The following is a 23590-nucleotide window of genomic DNA, read 5'->3' on the forward strand; positions in this document are numbered from 1 at the left end:
TGCCGCATGCGACGGGTGGTGATCTCGGCTCTCCTGCTGCTGGTGCTCGGCGCGCTGGTGGCGTGGGGTGTCGGCGGCGCGCTCGGGCTGTCGTTCGGCCCCGTGTCCGTGCCGGTCGAGCGGGCCGTCGCCGCGCCCGCCACCCCGCTCGTCGCGGCGCCGCCGATCAGCGTGATCAGCGTGCCGGCCGAGCCGCGGCTCACCCTCGCCGCGAAGGCCGTCGCCGACGCGCTCGTCCAGCGCGGCCTGCCCGCGCCCGCGATCGGCCAGGAGCCCGCCGAGGGTCCTGGCGTGCCGCTGCGGGTCGTCGTCGGCGTCGCTCCGTTCGGCAGCTCGCTGGAGGCCTTTCGGCTCGGCGGCGACGGCACGGCGATCACCATCGAGGCCGCCGGCGCCGCGGGCGCGGCCACCGGCCTGTATGCGGTCGCCGACCGGATCCGGTCCGGCTCGGCGGTGCTGCCCGCCACCGGCCCCGCCGTCTTCGCGCCGCGGCTCGGGCTGCGGCTCACCGACGCCGGGTCCGTCGGCCGGGAGCCCGACCCGGCCGCGTTCGCCGCCGGCACCGACTATTCGCTCAACACCGACGTCGTCGGCGGCGCCCTGCTGCCCGCCGCGCCGTGGGTCGACCAGGCCGCCGTCGCCCGCATCGACGCGCAGTTCCGGCAGTTCGTCGAGCACTCCCTCGCCCAGGGCTACAACGGCGTCGTCGTCCCCGGCTTCCTGGAGTATGTGACGTTCGCGCTGGTCGGCGACGGCCACGCGGTCTATCCGGCGGGCGACGACCACATCGCCCGCGCGCAGGCGCTCGTCGCGGCGTTCGGCCCCGTCTTCCGCCACGCCGCCGACCTCGGCATGCGGGTCTACCTGCTCACCGACATGCTGGCCGTGTCACCGCCGCTGGAGCGCTACCTGGAGCGGGAGTTCGGCGGGCTCAAGGTCGGCGACCCGCGCTTCTGGCAGGTGTACCAGCTGGGCCTCACCGAGCTGTTCCAGGCGATGCCCTTCGCCGCCGGCCTCATGGTCCGCATCGGCGAGGGCGGCGACGTCTACCGGCAGCCCGGCTGGGACTACTCGTCGAGGCTCGCCGTCACCGGCGTCGACGCGGTCCGCGCCATGCTGCGCACCCTGCTCGGCACCGCCGGCGCCGCCGGCAAGGACCTGATCTTCCGCACCTGGACCGTCGGCGTCGGCGCCGTCGGCGACCTGCACACCAACCCGGCCTCCTACGAAGAGGTCCTCGGCGGCATCGACGACCCGCACCTCATCGTCTCCACCAAGTACACGCTCGGCGACTTCTACAGCCACCTGCCCTTCAACGGCACGCTGGAGACCGGCACGCACCGGCGGATCGTGGAGTTCCAGGCGCGGCGCGAGTTCGAGGGCTTCGGCGCCCTGCCCAACGACCTGACCGGCCTGCACCAGCAGGCGCTGCGCCGCTTCCTCGCCGCCAACCCGCACGTCGAGGGCGTCTGGACCTGGACGCAGGACGGCGGCCCGCTGCGGGCCGGACCGATGACGCTGTACCTGCGGACCGGCTTCTGGCAGCTGTACGACCTCAACGCCTACACGCTGGGCCGGCTCGCCCACGACCCCGACGCCCCGGCCGAGCAGCTGACCGCCGACTGGGTCCGCCAGACGTTCTCGTCCGACCCCGCGACCGTCGCCGCCGTCTGCGAGATGCTCGCCCTCTCCCGCGAGGCGGTCACGAAGGGCCTCTACATCGGCGCCTACGCCGACCACTCCGTCCGCGCCCTGGGCCTCGAGCCGCCACCCATGATGTGGATCTTCGAGTGGGACATCGCCACCGGCGACTCGGCCGCCCTCACCAGCATCTACGCCGTGACGGCCGCTTCGGGCGCCGTGGACGCGGCGGTGGCCGAGGGGGAGCGGGCGGTGGAGGCCGCCGCGCGGATGCGCGCCCTGATCACCGCGACCGACCCGGCCACGTGGCGCGACCCGGTGCTGCGGGCGAAGCTGCTCGACACCCTGACCTATGAGGCGGATCTGTTCGGCACGCTCGGGGCGTACCGCACCATGGTCCTGCGCCACGTCCAATGGCTCGACACCGGCTCCTCCGCCGCCTACGACGCGTGGCGCACGGCGGAACGCCGCTACCAGTCGGCCCGCGACGCCCACGTCACCCGCTACGGCGGCGACGTCGACCTGCCCGCCTACAACTTCACCGCCGCCGACCTGGGCGCCACCCGAGCCGACCGCGACCCGCTCATGGCCTGGCTGGCCAGGGCCCTCTTCGTCCTCCTGCTGGCCGCCCTGGTCGCCGGCGCGATCCTCCGCCGCCCGGCCGCCCTGCACGCCCTCTGGACCGGCGCCACCCGCCCCTGGCGCGTCGCCCACCTCGACGCCACAGTCTCCCGCACCGACCGCGTCCTCGTGCTGGCCGTGCCCGCCGCGGCCCTGATCCTGAGCCGCTTGGTCTACACCTGGTTCGCCGCCCCCGCCCACCTCGTCCTGACGCTCGGCGCGTGGCTGCTGTTCGCCCTCACCGCCCGCCTCCTGCTCGGCCGCCACCGCGACCCCTTCCACCTGTGGGCCACCATCGGCGGCGTCGCCCTGCTGCGCTCCCTGCTCCTGCTGGCCGCCCTCGCCGTCCGCGGCCCCGGCCACTACTGGCTCGAGTTCTGGACCGCCCCCACGGTCCGGGCGGTCTACATCTGCGTGGCGTTCGCCGCCTTCGGCTGGCTCTTCGTGGCCACCACCCTCGTCCTCCGCGACCACTACCACCTCCGCCGCCGCCACGTCACCGCCACCCTGCTGCTCGTCGCCGGCACCCCCCTCACCCTGCTCGGCGCCCTCGTGACGACCCTCGGCCTGGAGCGCGCCCTCACCCTGTGGAACGACCAGCTCGCCCTCCTCCCATGGGGCCTGTCCCGCATCCTCGGCATCACCGTCTACCTCGGCATCCCACCCACCCTGCCAGCCGCCGCCACCACCACCGGCGCCCTCCTCACCGCAACTGGCACCACCCTCCTCCTACTCCGCCGCCGCCCCCCAACCCCCGTGCAGTAACCCCTACCCACCGTCTGCCACCACTGCCCAGCGTGCTGCTGCTACCCAGCGCGCTGCCGCTGTTCGGTGTGCCGCCGCTGTTCGGCGTGCTGCTGCTGCCCGGCGCGCTGCCGCTGTTCGGCGCGCAGCCGCAGTCCAGCCTGCCGTCACTGCCCGGCGTGCTGTTGCTCGGTGTGCTGCCGCTGTTCGGCGCGCTGTCGCAGTCCAGCCTGCCGTCACTGCCCGGCGTGCTGTTGCTCGGTGTGCTGCCGCTGTTCGGCGCGCTGTTGCAGTCCAGCCCGTTCCGCGCACAGCCCACTACCGCTGTGTGCGGTAAACCCCCGCCGCAGTGCAGTTGCCCCGCCCTGTGCCGCCCGCCCCGTGGTGCCTGTCCCGCATCCTCGGCATCACCGTCTACCTCGGCATCCCACCCGCCCTGCCAGCCGCCACCACCACGCTCCTCACCGCGACCGACGCCGCCCTGCTCCTGCTCCGCCGCCGGTCCCCAACTCCCGCGCACCAACCCCTTCCCACCGCCTGCCACCGCTGCCCGGAGTGCTGCCGCTGTTCAGCGCGCAGCCGCAGTCCAGCCTGCCGTCACTGCCCAGCGTGCTGTCGCAGTCCAGCCCGTTTCGCGCATAGCCCGCCTTCGCCTTGTGCGGTTATCCCCGCCGCAGCGCAGTGGCCGCGCCCGTGCCCGCCCGCCCCGTGGTGCCTGTTCCGCATCCTCGGCATCACCGTCTGCCTCGGCATCCCACCCGCCCTGCCAGCCGCCACCACCACGCTCCTCACCGCGACCGGCGCCGCCCTGCTCCTGCTCCGCCGCCGCTCCCTGACCCCCGCGCACTAACCCCTTCCCACCGCCTGCCACCGCTGCCCGGCGTGCTGTCGCAGTCCAGCCCGTTCTGCGCATAGCCCGCTACCGCTGCGTGCGGTTACCCCCGCCGCAGCGCAGTCGCCCCGCCCCGTGCCGTCCGCCCCCCATGCCGCGCCGCCCTGCCGCGCCTCTGCTCCTCGTCTGCCGCCGCTTGCCGACCCCGGCGCAGTGACCTCTCCCGTCGCCGACCGTTCCATTTCCCGGACTGTTGCCGTTGCGCGGCGTGATGTCGCAGTTCAGCCTGTTCAACGCACAGCCTGCGAGCACTGGCGCGGTTACCCGATGCAGCGTCGCCCCGCCTTGCACCGCGCTGCAGCCGGGCAGCCCGTCGGTCCTGGATGGGCACCAATCGCCTCGGGGCCCGGCGTTCCGACACTGGGGAACGGACGCCGCGCGAGCACCGCTGAACAGCCGCGTTCCTTGCCCTCGGGGTGGCTGGTCGAAGTGGGCGTTAGTGGGGTCTGTCGGTGCGGCGCAAGGACGGTCGAGGCTGCGCACCGGTCTAGATGCTCGGTGTCGCCGCCGTCGACCGGGTCCTCGGTGTTGCGGCGTCGTCCGGCGGGTTGCCGACAACGGCGTCGTCCGCATCCTCGCCCACCAGTGTGAGCGCGACACCGAACCGAACCGCGCCGGGAAACCCGCAGCCTGCGGCCCGGCACGTCCGCCAACCTGCGCCCTCGCCGAAGACGCGCGGCTGTGCTGGTTTGCGACTGTCGCGGGCGACGGAGTGGTGGGCGTCGGCGTTGATCCAAGGAGGGAGCCGGTTGTGGGGGCGGCCAGATCGGTCTGTGGATCAAGGTGGGTCGGCGTGGTCATGGGTGGGGTGGGTCTGGCGTCGGCGGCTTGATCGACAGGTGGATCTGGCTGTGGGGGTGGCCGGATCTGCTATTCGATCAACTGGGAAGGGGAGGTGGTCAGGGTGGTGAGGACGGTGGGGGCGTCGGGCATGGTGGTGAGGTCGGTGCGGGCGGCTGTGGCGGCTGCGGTGTAGGCGGGGTTGGTCAGGAGCTCGGTGAGGCGGTCGGTGATCGCGGCGCCGGTGACCTCGGCGGGGTGGAGGGCCAGGCCGGTGCCGGAGAGTTCGATGGCTTCGGCGTTGGTGAACTGGTCGCCGCCCTGTGGCAGGGCCAGGTGGGGCAGGCCGTGGGCGAGGGCGCCGAACATGATGCCGGCGCCGGCCTGGGAGACGACGGCGGTGCAGCGGGGGAGGAGCAGGGTGTGCGGCAGGTACGGGGCGAGCACCACGTGCGCAGGCTGGCGGCCGAAGCCGGCGGGGTCGACGTCGGGGCCGACGGTGGCGACCACGTTCACGGGCAGCGCTGACAGGGCGGCGATCGCGGTGTGCAGGACGTTGCGGTTGGCGTGGAAGACGGTGCCGAGGGTGAGGTGGACGGTCTGCTCGTACGGCAGCGAATCGAGGGAAGCGGGCAGCTGTTCGGAGCCGGAGGGCGTGCCGGCGACGGGGCGCAGCGGGAGTGTGGTGGGCCAGATCCGTTCGGCGGCAGGGGACGCGGGGCGCAGGGAGGGCGGGCACAGCTCCAGGTACGTGGCGGCGCGGTGACCGGCGCTCGTGCCGGGCACGCCGAACTGGTCGAACAGGCCGTCGAGGGCGGGGCCGAACGCGGCCCAGAGCTGGATCGGCGGCATGATGCCGATGCCGTGGACGACGTGGCGGGCGCCGGTCGCGGCGGCGGCGACCGGGCCGGACAGCTCGGTGTCCTCGGAGATCACGAGGTCGGGCTTCCAGTCCAGGGCGCGCGGGACGAGGTCGGCGGCGCGGGCGCGGGCGGTCGAGGCGAAGTACGCGAGCCAGTCCGTCCCGGGGCCGCCGCCGGCCTCGTGGTGTGAGGGGCCGACGGCCCAGGTGGGGACGGTGAGGCGGGCGGCCATGTCGGGGCCGGTCGCGACCACGACGTCGTGGCCGGCGGCGCGGGCGGCGAGGACCAGCGGCAGGACCGGGTTGACGTGGCCGAACATCGGGCACGCGGTGAAGAGGATCCGCATACCCCGCGTCCACGCACCGCCGCCCAGACCGGTTCAACGAACGTGTCGAAAAACCGGGGAGCCGTTCGACGCGTCAGTGAGCGAAGACGCAACCGGAAGGATCCGATCATGCTCGACACCGTCAGCACCGAGCGAGTCAGCACCCCCAGCGCCCTGGCGAACGCCGGGATCCTCGCGGCGCCCCTGTTCACCGTCGCGGCGGTCGTGCAGGCGGCCACCCGCGACGGGTACGACATCACCCGCCACCCCGTCAGCATGCTCGCCCTGGGCGACCTCGGCTGGGTGCAGACCACCAGCTTCGTGGTGGTGGGGCTGCTCAGCGTGGCGGCGGCCGCCGGTACAGGAGCCGCGAAAGCCACACGAGCACTGCACGCGGCCATCGGGGTGGGGCTGCTCATCGCGGCCGTGTTCCGGATGGACGCGAGCGACGGGTTCCCGCTCGGCACCCCCGAGGGTCGCCTGACCACGATGAGCGGCCACATGATCGTGCACAACGCCGGCGCCAGCGTGTCGTTCTTCTCGATGATCGCGCTCTGCTTCGTGCTCGCGGCCGGGTTCCGCCGGACGGGTCAGCGCGGCTGGGCCGTTTCAGGGCGGATCGCGGGTGTACTGTTCACGCTCGGCCTCGCCTGGGCGATGACCGGCGGGGCTGGTGGAGCGCTGACCCTGTTCCTCGGCGTCGCCGTCGCCTGGAACTGGATCGCGGCAGCGGCACTCAGCCAGCGCTCGCGGGCGTAATGGCAACAGGGCGGCCGAGCGGCAGCAGGCCCGCGAACAGCAGGACCGCCGCGAGCGGGATCAGGTCCAGGTTCACCCCGATCGCCGCGAACGCCGCCACCACCAGCGCCGGGCTCCACCACGGCGCGCGTCGCGCCAGCACCAGCAGCACCAGCAACGTCAGCATCCCGAGCTGGAACAGTGCCGGGCCGACGACCTGCAGCGCGTCCGGCAGCTCGGGGAACGACGCGAAGATGTCCCCGACGATCACCCACAGGAAGCAGCCGGCGCCGAAGAGCGCGGCGGCGACCGCCGGCAGGGCGACCCCCCGGTGCCGGTGCAGCGCCCGGTACGCGTGCACGGTCAGCGCCGCCAGCAGCACGAACGCGATGAAGAAGCAGACATGCCCGACGTTCCAGAGGGCGCCGTCCTTGTCGTGGTGGCCGTCGCGCCCGTCGATGAGCCGGAGGGTGCCGTAGACGAACAGCAGGACGGGGGCGCCGACGCGTACCAGCAATGGGGTCATACACGCAGGTTCGCAACGATCGATCCCGAGCGGCATCAGGGCGCGACCCCGGCGGGACCCTGAGAATCCTCTCAGCTCCGGTGCAGCGCCGCCCGGTCGGCGGCGGCGCGGCCGGAGTCCCAGCCCTCGTCGCTGTCCACTCTGGTGCCGCGGCCGCGGACGGTACGCGGGAACACCCGCTCCATCGTCTCGCGCACCTGCGCGTCCCGGGCCGCGAGGACCGGCAGCAGGTCGGAGGCGGTGTCCGGGGGGAGCGCGGCGGACGCGACGGCCTGGCTGAGGCGCTCGCCGATCCGGACGGCGAACCCGACGAGGAACGACTGGCGGAACGTCTTCAGCCGCGCGCGCCCCGCCTTGCCCCCGGGTGGCTCCGCCGCGGACATGGCCCGGTTCGCCTGTACCAGCAACGACGTGTGCAACAGGTCGACCGCGTCGATGTCGGTGTCGAACCCGAACACGGTCGCGAACCCGAGCTCCGGCGACCACACCGCATGGCAGCGGTTCGCCCCGGCGACGGCGTCGAGCAGGGCGGCCTTCTCGCTCTCGTACGGGTGGTCGACGCCGATCCGCCGGGCGAACGGCACCACGTCCGTCGCGGCGCCGCGGGCGACGAGCAGCGCCTCGTCGATGCTGTGCCGGGCGACGAGCTCCTGCGCCTTCGCCGTGTAGGTCTCCGCCTCAGCCGGGTACGTCGTGGACTCCGCCTTCGCGAGCAGCGCCCGCACCCTGTCCAGCAGCCGCACGTCGACGTTGCTCGGTCTCGCGGCCGCCGCCTGTACGGTGCCGGGCGGCGGGACCAGCACCTCGATCGGCGGCAGGGTGCGCAGGATGCCCAGCAGCACCAGCACCGTGTCGAGCACCTCGACCCGGTCGACCCGCCACCGCGCGGCGAGCCCGTCGAGGTAGCGCTCGTCGGCCCCCCACCAGACGGTCGCGCCGAGCGCGTCGGCCTGGGCCCGCCAGCGCGGGTCGACCAGCGCGGGCTTGAACTGCCGCAGGTGCGTCGCGACGGCGTCGGTCACGAGCTGGGTGTGCGCCACGGTGCCGCGCCGCCCCGCGACCCGGTGCAGCTCGCCGGGCTGCCAGCCGCGTTCGAACAGCCGCGAGCAGGCGGACCGCACGGCGGCGAAGAGCGCCGGGTCGACGTCGGCGGCGGGCGCGACGGTCAGCGCGTCGAGCCCGCGCTCGTACCCGACGCTGCCGTCGAGCACCGCCTTGATCTGTTCGTCCGCCGTACGCACCGGGCAAGGCTACCCGGCCGTCCCGGGCCACCTTTGTTCATCCACCACGGTGATAGGCTCCCGTCGCTGTTTCGCAACACCTGTTTCACAACACCTGTTCGCAACACCTGTTCGCAACACCTGTTCGCAAGGCCGACAAGCAGGACGCGAGTCGAGAGGGCACCATGACGTCACGGGTCGTAGTCATCGGATCTGGGATCGGTGGCCTCACCGCCGCGATCGCCCTGCTAGCTGATGGTCATGAGGTCGAGGTGTACGACCAGGCCGCCACCTTCAGCGCGATCGGCGCGGGCGTGTCGCTCGGCGCCAACGGCACCCGGCTGATGGACGCCCTCGGGCTCGGCCCGGCGCTGCGCGAGGTCGGCTCCGACCTCCAGCGCATCCAGTTCCACGAGTGGCGTACCGGCGAGATCTTCTACGAGCACCCCATGGGCGACTGGTACACCGCCCGCTTCGGCGCCCCGTTCCTCGGCCTGCACCGCGCCGACCTCCAGCAGGTCCTGCTCGACGCGTTCCGCGCCGCCGGCGGCGAGGTCCACCTCGGCAAGCGCTGCGCCACGATCGCCGAGACGCCCGACGACGTCACCATCACCTTCGCCGACGGCACGACCACCACCACCGACCTCGTCATCGGCGCCGACGGCGTCCGCTCGACCGTCCGCCAGCACGTCGCCGGCCCCGACGAGGCCGTCTTCGCCGGCATGAGCTGCTTCCGCGGCCTCGTCCCGATCGACAAGGTCCCCGGCGGCTCGTCCATGGGCCTCACGTTCTTCCTCGGCCCCATCAGCCACCTCGTCGTCTACCCCGTCCGCCGCGGCGAGCTGATCAACTTCGTGGCCTACACCCGCGACGAGGCCTGGACCGACGAGTCCTGGTCGGCGAAGGGCGACGCGAGCCAGGCGGTCGCCGCCTTCGAAGGCTTCAACGACACCGTCCTCACGATGCTCGGCGCCGTCGAGGACACCGGCCGCTGGGCCCTCTTCGACCGCGAGCCGCTGCGCCAGTGGAGCACCGGCCGCGTCACCCTCGTCGGCGACGCCGCCCACCCGATGCTTCCCCACGCCGGCCAGGGCAGCAACCAGGCCGTCGAGGACGTCGCCGTCCTCGCCCACTTCCTGCGCCGCGACCTCCCGGTCAACGAGGCCCTGTCGGCGTACGAGTCCCTCCGCAAACCCCGCGCCCGCCAGCTCCAGCTCGGCTCCCGCGGCAACGCCAAGTGCTTCCAGGTCCCCGACGGCCCCGAAGCCCAGGCCCGCAACGAACGCCTCACCAACCTCCCCGAGATGGTCACCTGGATCCACGCGTACGACGCCCACGCCGACCTCCAGCAATCGGAGAAGGTCCCCACCTGACCCACCCTTAGCGCACGAGGACGTCCACCGACCGCAGATCGCGGTTCGCGTGGTGCACCTCGGCGATGTCGGCCAGGGCGTCGCGGCCCAGCGCCCGGTATGCGCCCACGAGCAGCTCCGTCGCCTCGGCCCGGTGGTCGTCGGCGTCGAACCAGTGCAGCTCGCGGCCCACGACGAGCGCGTACGCGGGCTGGCCGGCCGCCAGCTCGGCGCGAGCCTCGGCGATGATCGACGCCGCTGTCTCCGGGCTGCGGTACAACTCGATGCGCTCGTCCGCGCGGCCCGCACGCGGGTCGCCGGCGTCCGGTGGCAGGGCCGGTCCGATCGTGACGCCGCCGTCCGGGCGGTCGGCCGTCGCCCAGCGGCGCGGACCGTCCTGCGCGAGCGCCTCGGCGTCCGCGTCGGCGAAGGCGTTCAGCGCGTCCTCGGCCGGCTCGAGCGGCTCAGCGCCCTCGTAGCGCGCCGGGTCGTCGCGCTCGCGGTCGCTGCGGACCTTCTGCAGCAGGCCGTACGTCTGGCCGAGCATCGTCACCCAGCCGTTCGTCCAGGTCTCCGCGGTGTCGCGGGCCCAGTTGTACGCGACGAATGTGGGCAGGTCGGCGGGGTCGTCGTACCACAGGCCGTAGTGCAGGCCGTCCGAGTCGCCCCCCATGATCGTGACGAGCTCGGGCGGGTCGCGCCGGTAGCGGTGGTCCAGCCGCTCGTCCAGGCCGTCGCGCGCACTCAGGGACAGCCCGCCGTCGGCGAACAGCGCCGTGATGCCCCCTGTACGCAGGCCGAGGCCTCCCCAGACCGCCGATCGCTCCGCACAGTCGAGGCTGTGCCAGAAGGCGGCGAAGACCGCGACGTGGCGCGGCAGGCGAAGGTTGTAGACACGGCGGAAGCGCTCCTCGACGAGCGGGAAGCGCTCGCCCATCAACGCGAGCGCCGCCCGCTGGTCATCACGCACCCGCAAGTCCTACCAGACCAGCGTCCGAGCCCCTGACCCTGGAGATGCCGCCGCGCTGCTCAGTGCCGCCGAGGGCGCAAGGTTCCACCAGGCAGGTCGCAGGGTTACAGGTGGGCTTCGCTCGATGGGTTACACCTGGGAGATGATCCGCCCATGTCGGCGCGGCGACGTGTTGGACATGCTGTCGCCGTGAAGGGGTGGGTCAGCGGAACCAAGAGCCGGTATCTGGTTCTCCATGACTACGGCATGGCCCGGCAGCCCGCTGGCTGACCTTCATGAACAGCGTTTGGCTCATCGAGATCTCCCTGGCTACGGCGTTCTCGCAAACCGCGGTCTGTTGTATCTCCGTGACGCGTCGCCTGACTACGACGGCGTCGTGCACCTCGCGGAGTTAGGACCAGACGGTCGCCGCCTTCGTGCGGTCGAGCAACGCCCCGACGGTGACTGCCTCCGAACTGATGATCGGCCGTTCAATCCGCCCATCGACCTACGCGATCCCCAGTACGTCCCGATGCAGATCAGTGCCGAGGCATTCGAGGACGCCTGGCGACGCGCACGACCCGACGCGGACGCCCCCTAGATCGTCGCCGGCGCGGTGGATGAGCAGAGCCCGGTCCTAGGAGCTGTTCGGGGTTCGGATCTAGGTGGTGCTGGTGATGGCTGGTAGAACTCGGCTGTGGCGCGTTTCGATGTGACGGATGCGGAGTGGGCGTTGATCGAGCCGTTGTTGCCGGTGGCGGCGACGGGGCCGTTGCCGTGGCGGGTGCGGGATCAGTTCAACGGGGTCCTGTGGCGGTTTCGTACCGGGTCCGGGTGGCGTGATGTGCCTGATCGGTTCGGGGCCTGGTCGACGATCTATTCGCGGTTCAATGCCTGGGCCCGGGCGGGGGTGTTCCAGGGTTTGATGGATGCGTTGATCGCTGAGGCCGGTGCGCGGGGGCTGGTCGGGTTGGAACTGGTGAGTGTGGACTCCACTGTTGTGCGGGCGCATCAGGAGTCGGCTGGTCTGGCGGTCGCTGGGGAGACCCTGGACGCCCTGGAGCAGGCGTTGACCGAGGAAAAGGGGGCTCCGCTGGCGGTGCAGCCGCCGGTGTGGCGGGTGACCCGACGGCGGCCGGACCCGCCGCGGACGGTGCGGACGGTGCGGACGGTGCGGACGGTCAGCAAGTGGCGGGTCGGGAACGTGCCGCGACCCGGCGTCGGCGCAAGGCGCGTGCTGGAGTCGCCGGGCTCGGCCGGTCCCGGGGCGGACTGAGCAGCAAGATTCACGCCGTGGTCGACGCGGCCGGGCTGCCGCTGGTGTTCCTGCTGACCCCGGGCCAGGCCGGAGACTGCCCGCAGTTCCCGGCGTTGCTGGACCGGGTCTGTGTTCCCGGGCCGAAGGGCCGGCCCCGGACCCGCCCTGACGCGGTCGCTGCGGACAAGGCCTACTCGTCCAGAGCGAACCGTGCCTACCTGCGCCGACGCCGGATCACCGCGGTCATCCCGGAGAAGTCCGACCAGCAGGCCAACCGGAAGAAGAAGGGGTCGGCGGGCGGACGGCCCGTCAGCTTCGACCCGCAGCGTTACAAGCGGCGCAACACCGTCGAACGCTGCTTCCAGAGGCTCAAGACCTGGCGTGGCGTGGCCACCCGCTACGACAAGGACCCGGACAGCTATCAGGCCGGACTCCACCTCCGAGGCTCGATCATGTGGCTGAAATTCCTTACCTCAACCACATGATCCGAACCCCGAACAGCTCCTAGTCGTCGAGCACAAATGCGGATACGGCGACCACGATGCTGTTCGGCTTGGGCCTGGGGGTCGTTGAAGTGCTCGCTGCCTGGTCACCAGCCGAGCTGGACCCAGGAAGCTGGACCCCGACGATGGCACGCGGAAGCGTCGGTCCTGCCGCGCGAAGCGCAGGCAGTGCGAGGCGAAGCCGAAGCATGGGGGTGCGGGTGGGAACCCCCGCTGGGGAGCAGGCGAAGCCTGCGCGGATGACACCACGCGACGAACGCGAAAACGGCCCCCGCCGTTGAGCAGGGGCCGTCTGTCGCGTGGGCGATACTGGGATCGAACCAGTGACCTCTTCGGTGTGAACGGCCGCCCTTGACGCCATCTGGTCGGAGGTAGATGTTGCGGGCTGCGGAAAGATGTCCGTTGACGTCCGGGATAGTCCGCCATCGTGTCACCCGGTTGTCACGCAGTTAGCCACTCATCGCCCGGCAATCGTCATGCCGGGCGCAGGGCGCGACTGACCATTGATCGGGAGGGCTTTCGCCCTTCTGATGCCGGCGGACGCTCGCACGCTCTACGGTTTTAGCTTGCCGATAAACCAGGCCGATACTATTTCGGCATCTGCTTTCAATGCCAAGGCCTTCGTTTCGGTCATTCCTTCATTTAGGCCGTGCGCAATGGTGTTCCGTCGGTCGACGAGTAATTTCAATTCCCGCTTCAGTCGATTGTCATCGTCGGCAAGAAGTTGCGCAAATTCATCCGCCAAATCATCACCGAAGCGCCGCACAAGATCAAGCAGATTGTCCGGCGTGGGGTTTCTAGTGCGTTCATACCAAGACAACGCCAGGACTTGAACGCGACCGCCAGACTTCTGCCTAATATGCTCGCGCGTCACCTCGTAAACCACTTGCTCAAGATATCCACAGATGCGTATTACAAAAAATCGGGTTAACCAGACTTGCTCATCGATGGTCCGCGTCCTAGGTCGATTGCGAACCGTCAGTGCAAGTTGATCAAGCTGGTGTTTAGGCCCTCGTATTGAGTCGGGGGGCCAAACCGGGAACCTGGGCATTGGTCACCCCTTGTTGAACTCAGCAGTAGCGAGAGCAAGTCGGGTCCGCAGGTACTCCTCGGTGGCAGTGCCGCCGGAGATGACCCCCGGTAGTTCCTTATTGGCCGTAAGGCGGCGCAATGCACTTCGAACCTTAACAACCGAGAAATCGGGCTTCTTCTTCAGCTTCCGCATGAGGCCAACGAATAGCGCCTCCGTCAAGGCGGTGTTAACTTGTGTGCTCTGGTACCGGATCGAGCCACGCCCGGAGGCGTCTAAAAGAAGTTCTGAAGTCTTCGCGAACAGTCGCCTAATTTCAGGGACATTAAGGCCCTCTAGATTTCGGTGATCGCCTACGAAGTCGTTCAGGAATTTCTTGAGAGGGCGAGTATATTTCTCTTGATTCACATACAAGGCAACGATGCGAAGAACTAGTTCTTGGTCGCGGAGTCGCGGCGACTTCGCTCCGTATATGTCCCGCCATGGTTGCAATGCGTTCAACTCCGACAGAAGGTCAACCAGCTCGCCCGGATAGAGTGCGATACGTATCTCGTGGGGAGTCAGTTGGGTGCCGCCGGAATTCAGGCGCTCGAACACTTGATAAACAGCGTCGAGCGATTCTCGACTGCCGTCCGTCTTGACAATTGTGGCTTGGATGAACGTGTTGTCAAGCTGGCGGCGCTGCTCCGAGTTGAGCGACTTGTAGGTTAGTCCCCGGAACGGGAGTGCAACGTTCTGTAGCTCAAACTCCTTGCCTTGATGAACGCCTCCATAGAAGGCGCTCAGCGTTCGCAGGCGCTGTTGCCCGTCAAGGACGAGATACCTTCGGTCTGCCTGCTGAACGAGCATAATTCCGGGAATCGGGTAGCCGAGAAGTAGTGATTCGATGAACCGATCCATCTGAGGTCGCCGCCATACGAATCCTCGCTGGAACCCGGCAACCTCTAGCGTTGGATCACCGTGGCCAAACGTTGGCACAACGATGTCTCCTCGGTTGAGTCTGCGCACGAGGCCCTCGGCGTCGAAGTCGGTTCCCGAGTACGAGACCGCCTCCACTTCGCCTTCGGCGGTATTGAGATCATCGAACTCATCGTCAGTAAGCTCTAGGGATTCGACCTCATCGTCGAGACTCTTCGCGACCATGGTCACAATCTACAATCAATCGCCGTCCAACGGGACTGGTCATCAACCCGCTTCGCCCTGCACGATCGACAGCATGCTGTGACGGTTCGTGTGTTGCCGTACGGTGAGACGCGATGAACGGGACGATGGAACCGACCGGCTTGCCTGACGATTGGTGGACAGCGGACGACTGTGCACGCTTCCTCGGCATCACGCGCAGCACCTGGGCTGCCTACGTGGCGCGTGAGCAGGCGCCGCAGCCCGAGCGGAAGTTTGGCCGCTCGCCGGTTTGGCGTCCGCAGACAGTAAGGGAGTGGGCCGAGTCTCGGCCGCGACGCCCAACGGCGTAGCCGCCTACCGCCCCGAGTCGATGAGCAGGTACAGCAGGGCGACGAGCGTTGTGCCAGTCACGATGTCTCGCTTGTCGATCAAACGACGGATGTCATCCAAGGGCACCCACTCGACACGCTCAGACTCGAAGCCGTCGACCGGAGGACCGATGTACTCGGCTGAGTCGGCGCGGAAGATGTGGTGCTCCGAGTTCATCAGGCCGGGCGTTGGCTGCGTGTAGATCAGCGGGCGGAGCGGCCCTGGCCGCCAACCCGTCTCTTCCTCGACTTCGCGTGCGGCTGCGACGGCTGGCTCGTCGTTGCCGATGGCGCCGACGGGGATTTCGTAGGTCCAGGTGTCGGTGATGAAGCGGTGGCGCCAGAGGAGGAGCACCTTGCCGTCGACTACGACGACGGCGCCGGCGCCGGGGGCGCTGCGGATGAGGCGGTGGTCGAGGTGTCTGCCGTCGGGCAGCTCGACGTCGGCGGTCAGCACGTGGACCCATTGGTCTTGGTAGAGCGTGCGTTCGGAGTTGACCTGCCAGCGCATCAGAACCCCCTCAGCTGGGCGTCGGTGTCGGCCCGGTCGAGAAACTCCGCCACCGCTGGCACCCTAGCGTGTGGCCGGAGCGCGGTCGTCACCTGCGCGACGCGGTCGCGGATCCGGCCGGACTCCATGCCCTCGGCGTAGTCGAGCATCTGCGTGCCGACGTGCACGGCCTGGTCGACGTCGCCGCGCTGGGCGACGATCAGCGCGAGGCCGGCGAAGCGGTGTACGCGGCCGCGTAGGTGCGTGCCGCCGGCTGTCCGTACGGACTCCTCGGCGTACGTCTGGGCGGCGCTGAGGTCACCCAGGCGCCGCAGCGCCTCGGCAACCTGGGTCTCGATGAGGCCCGGCTGGACGTACGACGCTTCCGCCGGTTCGTCGGTCTGGTTGATGCGCCCGGCCGTCCACTCCGACTCGGCCATGTGCCGCTGGCAGTCGGCGCTCTGCCCCATCCGCGCATACGCCTTCCCGGCAAGCGAGTGCAGATCGGCGGCAAGCGCGTGGCTGAGATGCCCCCGCGCCGCGCGGAGCGCTGACTCCGCGTACTGCACGACGAGCCGCGGTTGGTTGTTGTGCAACGCGTGGGTGCTCATCAGCGCCACGACGTACGCGCCGAAAGCCTTGTCGCCGCTGGCTTTCGCCATGCGCAGGGCGCCGAAGAGGTACCGCTGGGCGAGGCCCTGCTGGTCGGCGTCGTACGCGCACACCCCGGCGAGCGCCGCCAGTCCGCCGGCCGCGCGGAGCAGCTCCCGGCCGGTGCGGTTGTCGTAGGCGTTGCGCAACAGCGGCGCTGCGTGCTCGTTCAGCGCCGCCACGAGACGCGGCCGGACCGGCACACCGCCGACACGGCGGTACATCTCCTGATAGCGGGCGCGGAGCTGGCGCAGGCGCTGCACGTCGGCGGTGCCGACCTGGGCGTGACCGTCGCGTGAGACGTCGAGGTCGTCGGGTGGGTTCTCCCACTCCCAGACCGGCGCGATCGCGTCCGTGCCGGTGGCCGGTGGTCCGCCGGCCTTGTCCCGCTGGTCGCCGCGCCAGAGCGCCGATGCGCGCTCGACCGCCTGCGCGAGGGGCATCCCAACCGGTGCGGCCTTGCGCCGCTCCATGCCGATGTCCGCCAGCGCGACGGGCGCGTTCAGCGCTTGACCGATGACGCGGCAGATCAGCTCTGGGCCGGGGTCCCGGGGTACGGCGCCGTCGCGAATCCAGCGGGCGACCGACGCATGGTCGTACCGAAGCCCATGCGCGGCGCCGAGCAGGTTGACGCGGCGCGCGAGGCCCGCGTTCGAGAGGCCGGCGCGCTCGATGAGCGCTGCGAGCAGGAGATTCGCTTCGGCCATGCTCCGGAGCGTAGGGAATCCGTGACGCTCAGGGAACCCCGTCGATCGATTCACACAGGGTGTGAGACGAGTGCCACGTCGCGGACGGCTCACTCCCTGTCGACCAGGTCGCCGCTGCGGTTCTCTTGTGTCAGGCGCTGATCGACCGAGGCGCCAATCGATCAAGTCCCAGCTCAATGGCACGCCACGCGGTTGCGAATACAGCACTGGCGCTGTACGGTCGCAAACACGAATACAGCACTGGTGCTGTATTCGACCGACCGGCAGACGCCGGCACGATCTGGAGGTTCTGGAGTGATCACACAGACGGAGCGGGGCGCCGACGTCCTGCCGCTGACCACGATCCCGGGCATCGCCGGCTACTTCGGCCCGGAGCACGTCCTGGCCGACGTTGCCGCGCGGCACTGCGACGCGCACCGCTCGCCGTTCACACGGGGCGTGGCATGCGGCGCGTGCTGGGAGCTGGCGATCCGCGACGACGAGCGGTTCGCGGTCGAGTGCGACCTGCCCCGCGAGCTGGAGACGGACCCGAACTATATCGACGAGATCGCCGTCGACCTCGCGTGCAGCGGCGAGCGGGTGACGCTGACGCCGGCCGAGCTGGTCGTCGCGGTCAACCGCCTGCGCCGCCGGTCGGTGAGCCTCTCCCGCATCGCCCTTCGCCTTCACGTCGCGTACGGCGCGGTCGTCCGGATCGTCCGCGAGACGAGCAACGAGGTGGCGGCATGAACGCCCCGAAGGCGAGGACGTACACCGCGCGGGAGTACGGCGCGATCACGCTGGACGTGCGCATCAACGTCGGCAGTGTCCGCGTGATCGTGGAGGACCGCGAGTACGCCGAAGTGACCCTGACCAGCCCCGACGGCAACGAGCCGGGCGCCCGCGCGGTCGAGCGCACCACGATCGATGACCACGGCGACCACCTCGCGGTGCGGGTGCCGAACCTGGAGCCGACGACGGCGCGGCAGCACTTCGGCGGCGTCACCCAGGTGGTCGGGCACAACGTCGGCATCGTCGTGGGAGTCGTGTACGGCGATGTGGTGTCGATCGGCGGCATGTCCGGCGGCGCGGTCGTCGGCGGTGGCGTCGGCCCGCTGGTGGACATCGTGGCGCGGCTGCCGCTGGGTAGCTCGCTGCTCGCCGAGACGGTCAGCGCGTCCGTGGACGTGTCCGGCGCCCTGCTCCGCGCGGTCGCCGAGACGGTGTCCGGCGCGGTCCGCATCGACACGGTGAGCGCGCCGGACCTGTTCACCGTCTCGGGCCGCATCGTGATCGACCGCCTGATCGGCGACGGCGCCGTGAAGACGGTCTCCGGCGGCATCGCGGTCGCCGCGACCGACCGGTGCAACCTGCGCGCCGAGTCCGTGTCCGGCTCCATCCGCGTGACCGGCCCGATCGCGCTCAGCGCCCACACCGTGTCCGGCCGCGTCCTCAACTACTGAAGGAGCAGCACCAATGACCACCGCCACCGCCCCCAGCGCCTACCCCGCCCCGATCGAAGCGCTCATGCCGCAGGCCCGCACCCTCGCCGACCAGCTCGGCGAGATCCCCTCCCGGAACGCGCTGATGAAGGAGTTCCGCATCGGCGCGCCGAAGGCCAACGCCATCCGCGAGGCGCTCACCGACGAGCGTGCCGAGCCTGCCGAGATGCCCCCGGCGCGCACGCTGCACGTTGTGCCGGACCTGGAGCCGGACACCGACATCCCCGACCCCGTGCCGCCCGCCGAGGCGCCGCCGGTCGCCGAGGCGATCGAGACGCCGCCGCAGGCCACGGGTGACGGACACCCGGACGCCAACATCACCGCGCCGCCCGCCCCGGCCGCCCGACGCAAGCCGCGCTCCTGGCCGGTCTGGGTCCTGGCTCTGCCCGCGTTCGTGGCCATCTGGTCCGGGTGGGTCGGCCTCGGCGAGCTGACCGGGTTCGGCGTCATCCACCCGCTGCCCGGCATCGCCGACGGGTTCAGCATCAACACCGCCATCACGCTCCCGATCGGCGTGGAGGCGTACGCCGCGTACGCCCTCGCCGTGTGGCTGTCCGACGCCTACGGCCCGGCAGTGCGCCGGTTCGCCCGCTGGTCCGCGATCGGCTCCCTGGTGTTCGGCTGCGCCGGTCAGGTCGCGTACCACCTGCTCAGCGCCGCCGGGGTCACCTCCGCGCCCTGGTGGATCACCACGGCGGTTGCCTGCCTGCCCGTCGCCGTGCTCGGCATGGGTGCCGCGCTCGCCCACCTGATCCACGCCAACCGCGACTAGCTCCGCCCGGTGCGCGGCCTCCGTGGCCTATGAACCCTCGGCCGCGCACCGGTCCCCATCCATCCATCAGGAGTCAGGAGATCTCCAGCATGACGAGCAACGAACCGGACCGCGAGCACCCGAACGGGTTCGACTGGTCCAAGTACGAGTCCGAGGTGGCCGACGTCGCCGACGTGGTCGACCTCGGGGCCGCTCGCGCCCGCCGCGACGGCACTGGCGCCGAGAGCCACTTCGACATCCCGCTCGACGAGGAGCCGGAGCGCGGTGGCGTGCTGGTCGACGCGCCGCCGGCCGATGCGAAGGGCCGCCGCCCGATCATCCCGACGCGGTTGCTGGGCTGGCAGAACTTCAAGGCGACCGTCCGCGACATCGCGGAGGACGCGTTGCACCGCGCCGGGTACCACGCCGTGCGGGCGCCCTGGTACGCGATGCAGGCCGGGTTCTGGGCCACCGTTGGCCTGTTCAAGCTGGTCGGTCGCCAGTTGCGGTGGTGGTGGCTGTCAGAGCAGTACGGACTCCGGCAGGCCGCGGCTGACGCGAACGACCCGGCGACCTGGTACAAGCTGCACCGCGAGGTCAAGGCCACCCGCGCGTGGCGCGGCATCGTCCTGGCCGCCGAGGTCGCCGCGGTCGCGATCGGCGGGCCGGTCGCATACGCCATGGCCCCGTGGTGGGTGACCGGGCTGGCCGCCGCCGGTGTCGTGTGCGGGCTGGCGCGGGTCGGCCGCCCGCAGGACAAGCCGATCCTGCGCCCGGCCGTGGTCGCCGGACGGTACCGGCGGGTCAACCCCGACATCATCCTGCGCGCCTACTACGCCGCCGGGCTGGGCCACCCGGACAAGCCCAACCAGCAGATCGGGTTCGGTTCCACGATGTCCCGCGACACGACCGGCTCCGGCTCCCAGGTGGTCATCGACCTGCCGTACGGCAAGACGTGGGAGCACGTCCTCAACGCCAAGGGCGCCATCGCGTCCGGGCTGGACGTCAGCGTCAACCAGGTGTTCCTCACCCGCGACCCCAGCTCACACCGGCGGCACGTGCTGTTCGTTGCCGACCGCGACCCCCTCGCCATCCCGGCCGGGAAGACGCCCTTGTTGGACGGCAAGGTCCGCGACATCTGGACCGAAGCGCCGTTCGGCCTAGACGAGCGTGGTCGGAAGGTGGGTCTGCTGCTGATGTGGGTGTCGGTGCTGGTCGGCGCGCAGCCCCGCAAAGGCAAGACCTTCGCGACCCGCCTCCTCGCCCTGTTCGCGGCGCTCGACCCGTACGTGCGGCTAATCATCGTGGACGGCAAGATGTCGCCGGACTGGGACAAGTTCCGCCTCGTTGCGCACCGCATGGTGTTCGGTCCCGTGCCCAACAGCCGCGACAACGACCCGGTCGAGCACCTCCTGGAGGTGCTCCGCGAGGTCAAGGCGCACATCCTGGAGGTCAACGACTTCCTGTCCACGCTGTCCACCGCGGAGTGCCCGGAAGGAAAGATCACCCGGGAGCTGTCGCGGAAGTACCCGCAGCTCGCGGTGTGGATGCTCGTGATGGAGGAGTTCCAGGTCTACTACGAGCTGGACAGCCAGGAGCAGAACAAGGAGATCGCCGCGCTCCTGTCCTACATCATGGCCGTCGGTCCCTCGGCGGGTGTGATCCTGCTGTCCAGCAGTCAGAAGCCGTCCGGCGTCGGAGCTGGTGACGTCGGCCGGTTGTTCAACCGGTACCGCGACAACCACGCCGTGCGGTTCGCCCTCAAGTGCGGCAACCGGATCGTCTCCGAGGCGATCCTTGGCGGTGAGGCGTACTCCGAGGGCTACGACGCCTCCGCGCTGCCGAACGGGCCGCAGTACCGGGGCGTCGGCTACATGTACGGCGCCGGCGACGACACGCCGACCGTCCGGACGTACCTCGCCGACCACAGCGACGCGGAGAAGATCCTCACCGCCGCGCGCAAGCACCGGCAGGCCGCCGGCACGCTGTCCGGCGCCGCGATCGGCGAGACCATCACCCGCGACCTGCGAGACACCCTCGCCGACGTCCGTAGCGTGTTCCTCGCCGGAGAGAAGGGCCTGCACTGGGCGACCATCGCCGCCCGCCTCGCCGACGCGCTGCCGGAGCACTACGCCGACATCACTCCGGACGCGATCTCCGCACAGCTCCGCGATCGTGTACCGAGCGTGAACGTCAAGGTCCGCGGCGAGGTCCTCAAGGGCGCCCGCGTGTCCGATGTGGACACCGCGATCGACCGCCGCAAGAGCGCCTGAACGGTAGCGGCGGCGCCGCTACCCGGTAGCGCCGCCGCTACCCACCCCGCTACCAACCTGGCCTGCCGCTACCCGTCGAGGTAGCGGGTAGCGCCAGCAGTCCTCTGCACCCAAAAACAGCCTCTGGAGGCCGTTCCGTGCACACCCTCGCCGCTACCGCTACCAGCAACGCCGCCGCAAGCGGCCTGCTGATCCTCCTCCTGACCATCGTGACGCTTGGTTACCTCGCCGCGTGCTGGCTCTGGCCGTTCGTCGCTTGCCGCCGCTGCTCCGGCACCGGCAAGCGCCGCGCCCTGATCGGTCGTGCGTTCGGCATCTGCCACAGATGCGACGGCACCGGCCGTCAGCTGCGCCCCGGCCGCCGCGCCATCAACTACCTCCGCACCGTCCGCGCCAACGACCGCAACCGCACCGGTGGCACCCGATGAGCCGCCTCGCCCGGCGCGGACGCAGCGGCCTCGCCGCCGTGGGGCACCCCGACTGGTGCGCCGGAGGACACCGCTGCAACCTCGGCGAGCACCGCGCCGACCCCCTTGTGGTCAGCGTCCCCGGCCTCGGCCGCGCGCTGCTCACCCGCGTCCGCGCCGCCGACGGCCGGGAGCACGCGGAAGTGACCCTCACGGTCGCGCTCGCCGCCGCTGAGCCGTACGCGCGCCGCCAGCTGCTCGACCTGACCACCGACCTGACGCGCGTGCTGGAGCGGGCGACCCGCGCCAGCGTCCAACCCAAGGGAGGCAACCGCAATGGCTGACTCACAAGTGTTGCTGCGCAACGCGATCGACTACATCGGACGCGGCTGGCCAGTGTTCCTGCTCGGCCGCAGCAAGCGCCCCATCGCCAACTGCGACGGCTGCCGGACCGCCGGGCCGGACCACGACCGCGACGCCTGCCCCTGCATGTTCTGCCACGGCCTGTACGCCGCGACGCTCGACCCGCAGCGCGTCACCGCGATGGTCGCCGCGCAGCCTGACGGGCTGCTGGCGGTCCGTACCGGCGGGGTGGCTGGTCTGGTCGTGGTCGACATCGACCCGGGCCACGGCGGCGCCGTCGACCCGGCGCTTATGCCGGAAACGGCCTGTGTGGTCACGGGAAGCGGCGGGTGGCACCTGTACTACCGCCACCCGGGAACGGCCGTCCTGAACAGTCAGGGACGGCTTGGCGAGGGCATCGACGTGCGGGGTGACGGCGGGTACGTCGTGGCGCCGCCATCGATCCACCCGCGCACCGGCCGCCCGTACCGGTGGATCGGCGACCGACCTGTGGTTGAGATGCCCCCGCCCCTCATCACGGCCTGCCGACCCACGCCGGCCGCCGAGGCGTCGGCGAGCACGACCAGGGCGCCGAGCTCGACGCCGGGCGGGGGCATCTCATCACCCGACGCGCTGCTGCGCTCCCTGCTCGACGCCATCCGCCGTGCGCCGAAGGGCCGCCGCCGAGCGACGCTCTACGGCTCCGCCCGGGGCGTCGCCCGGATGGTCGCGGCCAACGCCATCAGCCCCCGCGACGCGCTGAACGCCTTGTACGACGCCGGAATCGGTGCAGGACAGACCGACCGCGAGACCCGCGCCGCCATCACCGGCGGCTTCCGAGACGAGGGGGTAGCGGCATGACTGCCCCGACGTCGGGTGCACCGCTCACCGTGCTGGAGCTGTTCGCCGGGATCGGCGGGCTGTCCCTCGGCCTGCAACGCGCCGGGATGCGCATCGTCGGCCACGTTGAGATCAACCCGTTCTGCCGCGCTGTCCTGCACAAGCACTGGCCGGAGGTGCCCTCCCATGACGACGTCCGTACAGCCATCGCCTGGTGGCGCTCCCAACCCCGCCCGCAGGTCGACATCGTCGCCGGCGGCTACCCCTGCCAAGGCGAATCCCTGCTCGGCGAGCGACGCGGCGCCGACGACCCGCGCTGGCTCTGGCCCGCCATGGCCGACGTCATCGCCGACCTGCGACCCCGCTACGTCATCGGCGAGAACGTCCTCGGCCACCGCACCCGCGGCCTCGGCACCGTCCTCGCCGACCTCCGGCGGATGCGGTACACCGCCCGCGCCGGCGTTGTCGGAGCTTGCGCGGTGGGTGCCCCACACACACGAACCCGGCTGTTCGTGCTGGCCCACGCCCAAGAACGCGGACGCCCGCCGCGGTGCCTTGAAGCCCGAGACGATCGCCCGCAAACGGGAGCACCGCAAGAACGGCCTCAACCTTCCCGACGTCATCGGTGGCCGGCCGAACCCCGCGTGGGTCGAGTGGCTGATGGGGTTCCCGCCCGGGTGGACCGACTTGCAGCCCTCGGCAACGCCGTCGTCCCC

At 70.7% G+C, this 23590-nt stretch carries 19 protein-coding genes and 1 pseudogene; 12 read left to right on the top strand and 8 right to left on the bottom strand.

Translation table 11 applies throughout. From position 1 onward, the window contains the following. Positions 1-6 precede the first annotated feature (6 nt). Entirely contained in the window at positions 7-3027 is a 3021-nt protein-coding gene (locus AB0J72_RS29250; RefSeq protein WP_363404057.1) for a hypothetical protein, read from the top strand. A 1741-nt stretch (positions 3028-4768) separates the two neighbouring features. On the opposite strand, the gene AB0J72_RS29255 is transcribed toward AB0J72_RS29250, so the two are convergent. Beyond that, positions 4769-5887 (bottom strand): glycosyltransferase, encoded by a 1119-nt coding sequence (locus AB0J72_RS29255; RefSeq protein WP_363404059.1) that lies wholly within the window; start codon positions 5885-5887, stop codon positions 4769-4771. A 108-nt stretch (positions 5888-5995) separates the two neighbouring features. On the opposite strand from AB0J72_RS29255, the gene AB0J72_RS29260 reads away from it, so the two are divergent. Next, positions 5996-6625, top strand: a complete 630-nt coding sequence (locus AB0J72_RS29260; RefSeq protein WP_363404060.1) for a DUF998 domain-containing protein — start codon at positions 5996-5998, stop codon at positions 6623-6625. Here AB0J72_RS29260 and AB0J72_RS29265 read toward each other — a convergent pair. Together AB0J72_RS29265 and AB0J72_RS29270 are read right to left on the bottom strand one after the other, a co-directional pair. Further along, positions 6603-7130, bottom strand: coding sequence for a hypothetical protein (locus AB0J72_RS29265; protein WP_363404062.1), 528 nt, complete (start codon positions 7128-7130; stop codon positions 6603-6605). The two genes, AB0J72_RS29260 and AB0J72_RS29265, sit on opposite strands and share 23 nt — an antisense overlap. 71 nt (positions 7131-7201) lie before the next feature. Further along, complete coding sequence (locus AB0J72_RS29270; RefSeq protein ID WP_363404064.1) at positions 7202-8371, bottom strand: DUF2786 domain-containing protein; 1170 nt, start codon at positions 8369-8371, stop codon at positions 7202-7204. A gap of 164 nt (positions 8372-8535) precedes the next feature. Here AB0J72_RS29270 and AB0J72_RS29275 point away from each other — a divergent pair, with 164 nt between their 5' ends. Then, complete coding sequence (locus AB0J72_RS29275) at positions 8536-9723, top strand: FAD-dependent monooxygenase (protein ID WP_363404066.1); 1188 nt, start codon at positions 8536-8538, stop codon at positions 9721-9723. Between the two features lie 7 nt (positions 9724-9730). Here the strand turns inward: AB0J72_RS29275 and AB0J72_RS29280 are convergent, their stop codons facing one another. After that, on the bottom strand, positions 9731-10672 hold the full coding sequence (locus AB0J72_RS29280; protein ID WP_363404068.1) for an ADP-ribosylation family protein: 942 nt from the start codon (positions 10670-10672) through the stop codon (positions 9731-9733). Between the two features lie 676 nt (positions 10673-11348). On the opposite strand from AB0J72_RS29280, the pseudogene AB0J72_RS29285 reads away from it, so the two are divergent. Next, positions 11349-12394: pseudogene (locus tag AB0J72_RS29285) on the top strand (IS5 family transposase). 571 nt (positions 12395-12965) lie between these two features. Here AB0J72_RS29285 and AB0J72_RS29290 read toward each other — a convergent pair. The 4 genes from AB0J72_RS29290 to AB0J72_RS29305 all read right to left on the bottom strand — a co-directional run bounded on the left by AB0J72_RS29290 (position 12966) and on the right by AB0J72_RS29305 (position 16780). Continuing rightward, positions 12966-13463 carry a HEPN domain-containing protein gene (locus AB0J72_RS29290; RefSeq protein WP_363404070.1) on the bottom strand — a complete coding sequence of 166 codons (498 nt, stop codon included), beginning with the start codon at positions 13461-13463 and terminating at the stop codon, positions 12966-12968. Positions 13464-13466: 3 nt separating this feature from the next. Next, on the bottom strand, positions 13467-14585 hold the full coding sequence (locus AB0J72_RS29295; protein ID WP_363404072.1) for a DUF262 domain-containing protein: 1119 nt from the start codon (positions 14583-14585) through the stop codon (positions 13467-13469). A gap of 333 nt (positions 14586-14918) precedes the next feature. Then, the gene (locus AB0J72_RS29300; RefSeq protein ID WP_363404074.1) at positions 14919-15443 is read right to left on the bottom strand and encodes an NUDIX hydrolase; all 525 of its coding nucleotides are present in this window, start codon (positions 15441-15443) and stop codon (positions 14919-14921) included. Further along, positions 15443-16780 carry a hypothetical protein gene (locus AB0J72_RS29305; protein ID WP_363404076.1) on the bottom strand — a complete coding sequence of 446 codons (1338 nt, stop codon included), beginning with the start codon at positions 16778-16780 and terminating at the stop codon, positions 15443-15445. Before AB0J72_RS29305 ends, AB0J72_RS29300 begins: the two co-directional genes overlap by 1 nt. A gap of 294 nt (positions 16781-17074) precedes the next feature. Here AB0J72_RS29305 and AB0J72_RS29310 point away from each other — a divergent pair, with 294 nt between their 5' ends. The 8 genes from AB0J72_RS29310 to AB0J72_RS29345 form a co-directional block, all read left to right on the top strand. Then, a complete protein-coding gene (locus tag AB0J72_RS29310) occupies positions 17075-17509 on the top strand; it encodes a hypothetical protein (protein WP_363404078.1) in 435 nt (144 codons plus the stop codon). Further along, complete coding sequence (locus AB0J72_RS29315) at positions 17506-18222, top strand: hypothetical protein (protein WP_363404080.1); 717 nt, start codon at positions 17506-17508, stop codon at positions 18220-18222. The genes AB0J72_RS29310 and AB0J72_RS29315 overlap by 4 nt, the downstream gene beginning before the upstream one ends. Before the next feature lie 13 nt (positions 18223-18235). Further along, positions 18236-19033 (top strand): ABC transporter permease, encoded by a 798-nt coding sequence (locus tag AB0J72_RS29320; RefSeq protein ID WP_363404082.1) that lies wholly within the window; start codon positions 18236-18238, stop codon positions 19031-19033. An 89-nt stretch (positions 19034-19122) separates the two neighbouring features. Continuing rightward, the gene (locus AB0J72_RS29325; protein ID WP_363404084.1) at positions 19123-21285 is read left to right on the top strand and encodes a cell division protein FtsK; all 2163 of its coding nucleotides are present in this window, start codon (positions 19123-19125) and stop codon (positions 21283-21285) included. A 137-nt stretch (positions 21286-21422) separates the two neighbouring features. Continuing rightward, positions 21423-21713: a hypothetical protein gene (locus AB0J72_RS29330; protein WP_363404086.1), complete on the top strand. Its 291-nt coding sequence runs from the start codon at positions 21423-21425 to the stop codon at positions 21711-21713. Beyond that, positions 21710-22036, top strand: a complete 327-nt coding sequence (locus AB0J72_RS29335) for a hypothetical protein (RefSeq protein ID WP_363404088.1) — start codon at positions 21710-21712, stop codon at positions 22034-22036. Before AB0J72_RS29330 ends, AB0J72_RS29335 begins: the two co-directional genes overlap by 4 nt. Beyond that, entirely contained in the window at positions 22029-22895 is an 867-nt protein-coding gene (locus tag AB0J72_RS29340) for a bifunctional DNA primase/polymerase (RefSeq protein ID WP_363404090.1), read from the top strand. The genes AB0J72_RS29335 and AB0J72_RS29340 overlap by 8 nt, the downstream gene beginning before the upstream one ends. Then, on the top strand, positions 22892-23590 hold a 699-nt coding region (locus tag AB0J72_RS29345), incomplete at its 3' end, for a DNA cytosine methyltransferase (RefSeq protein ID WP_363404092.1). The genes AB0J72_RS29340 and AB0J72_RS29345, both read left to right, overlap by 4 nt.

The organism is Dactylosporangium sp. NPDC049742, from assembly GCF_040674675.1.
Taxonomy (GTDB): Bacteria; Actinomycetota; Actinomycetes; order Mycobacteriales; family Micromonosporaceae; genus Dactylosporangium; species Dactylosporangium maewongense.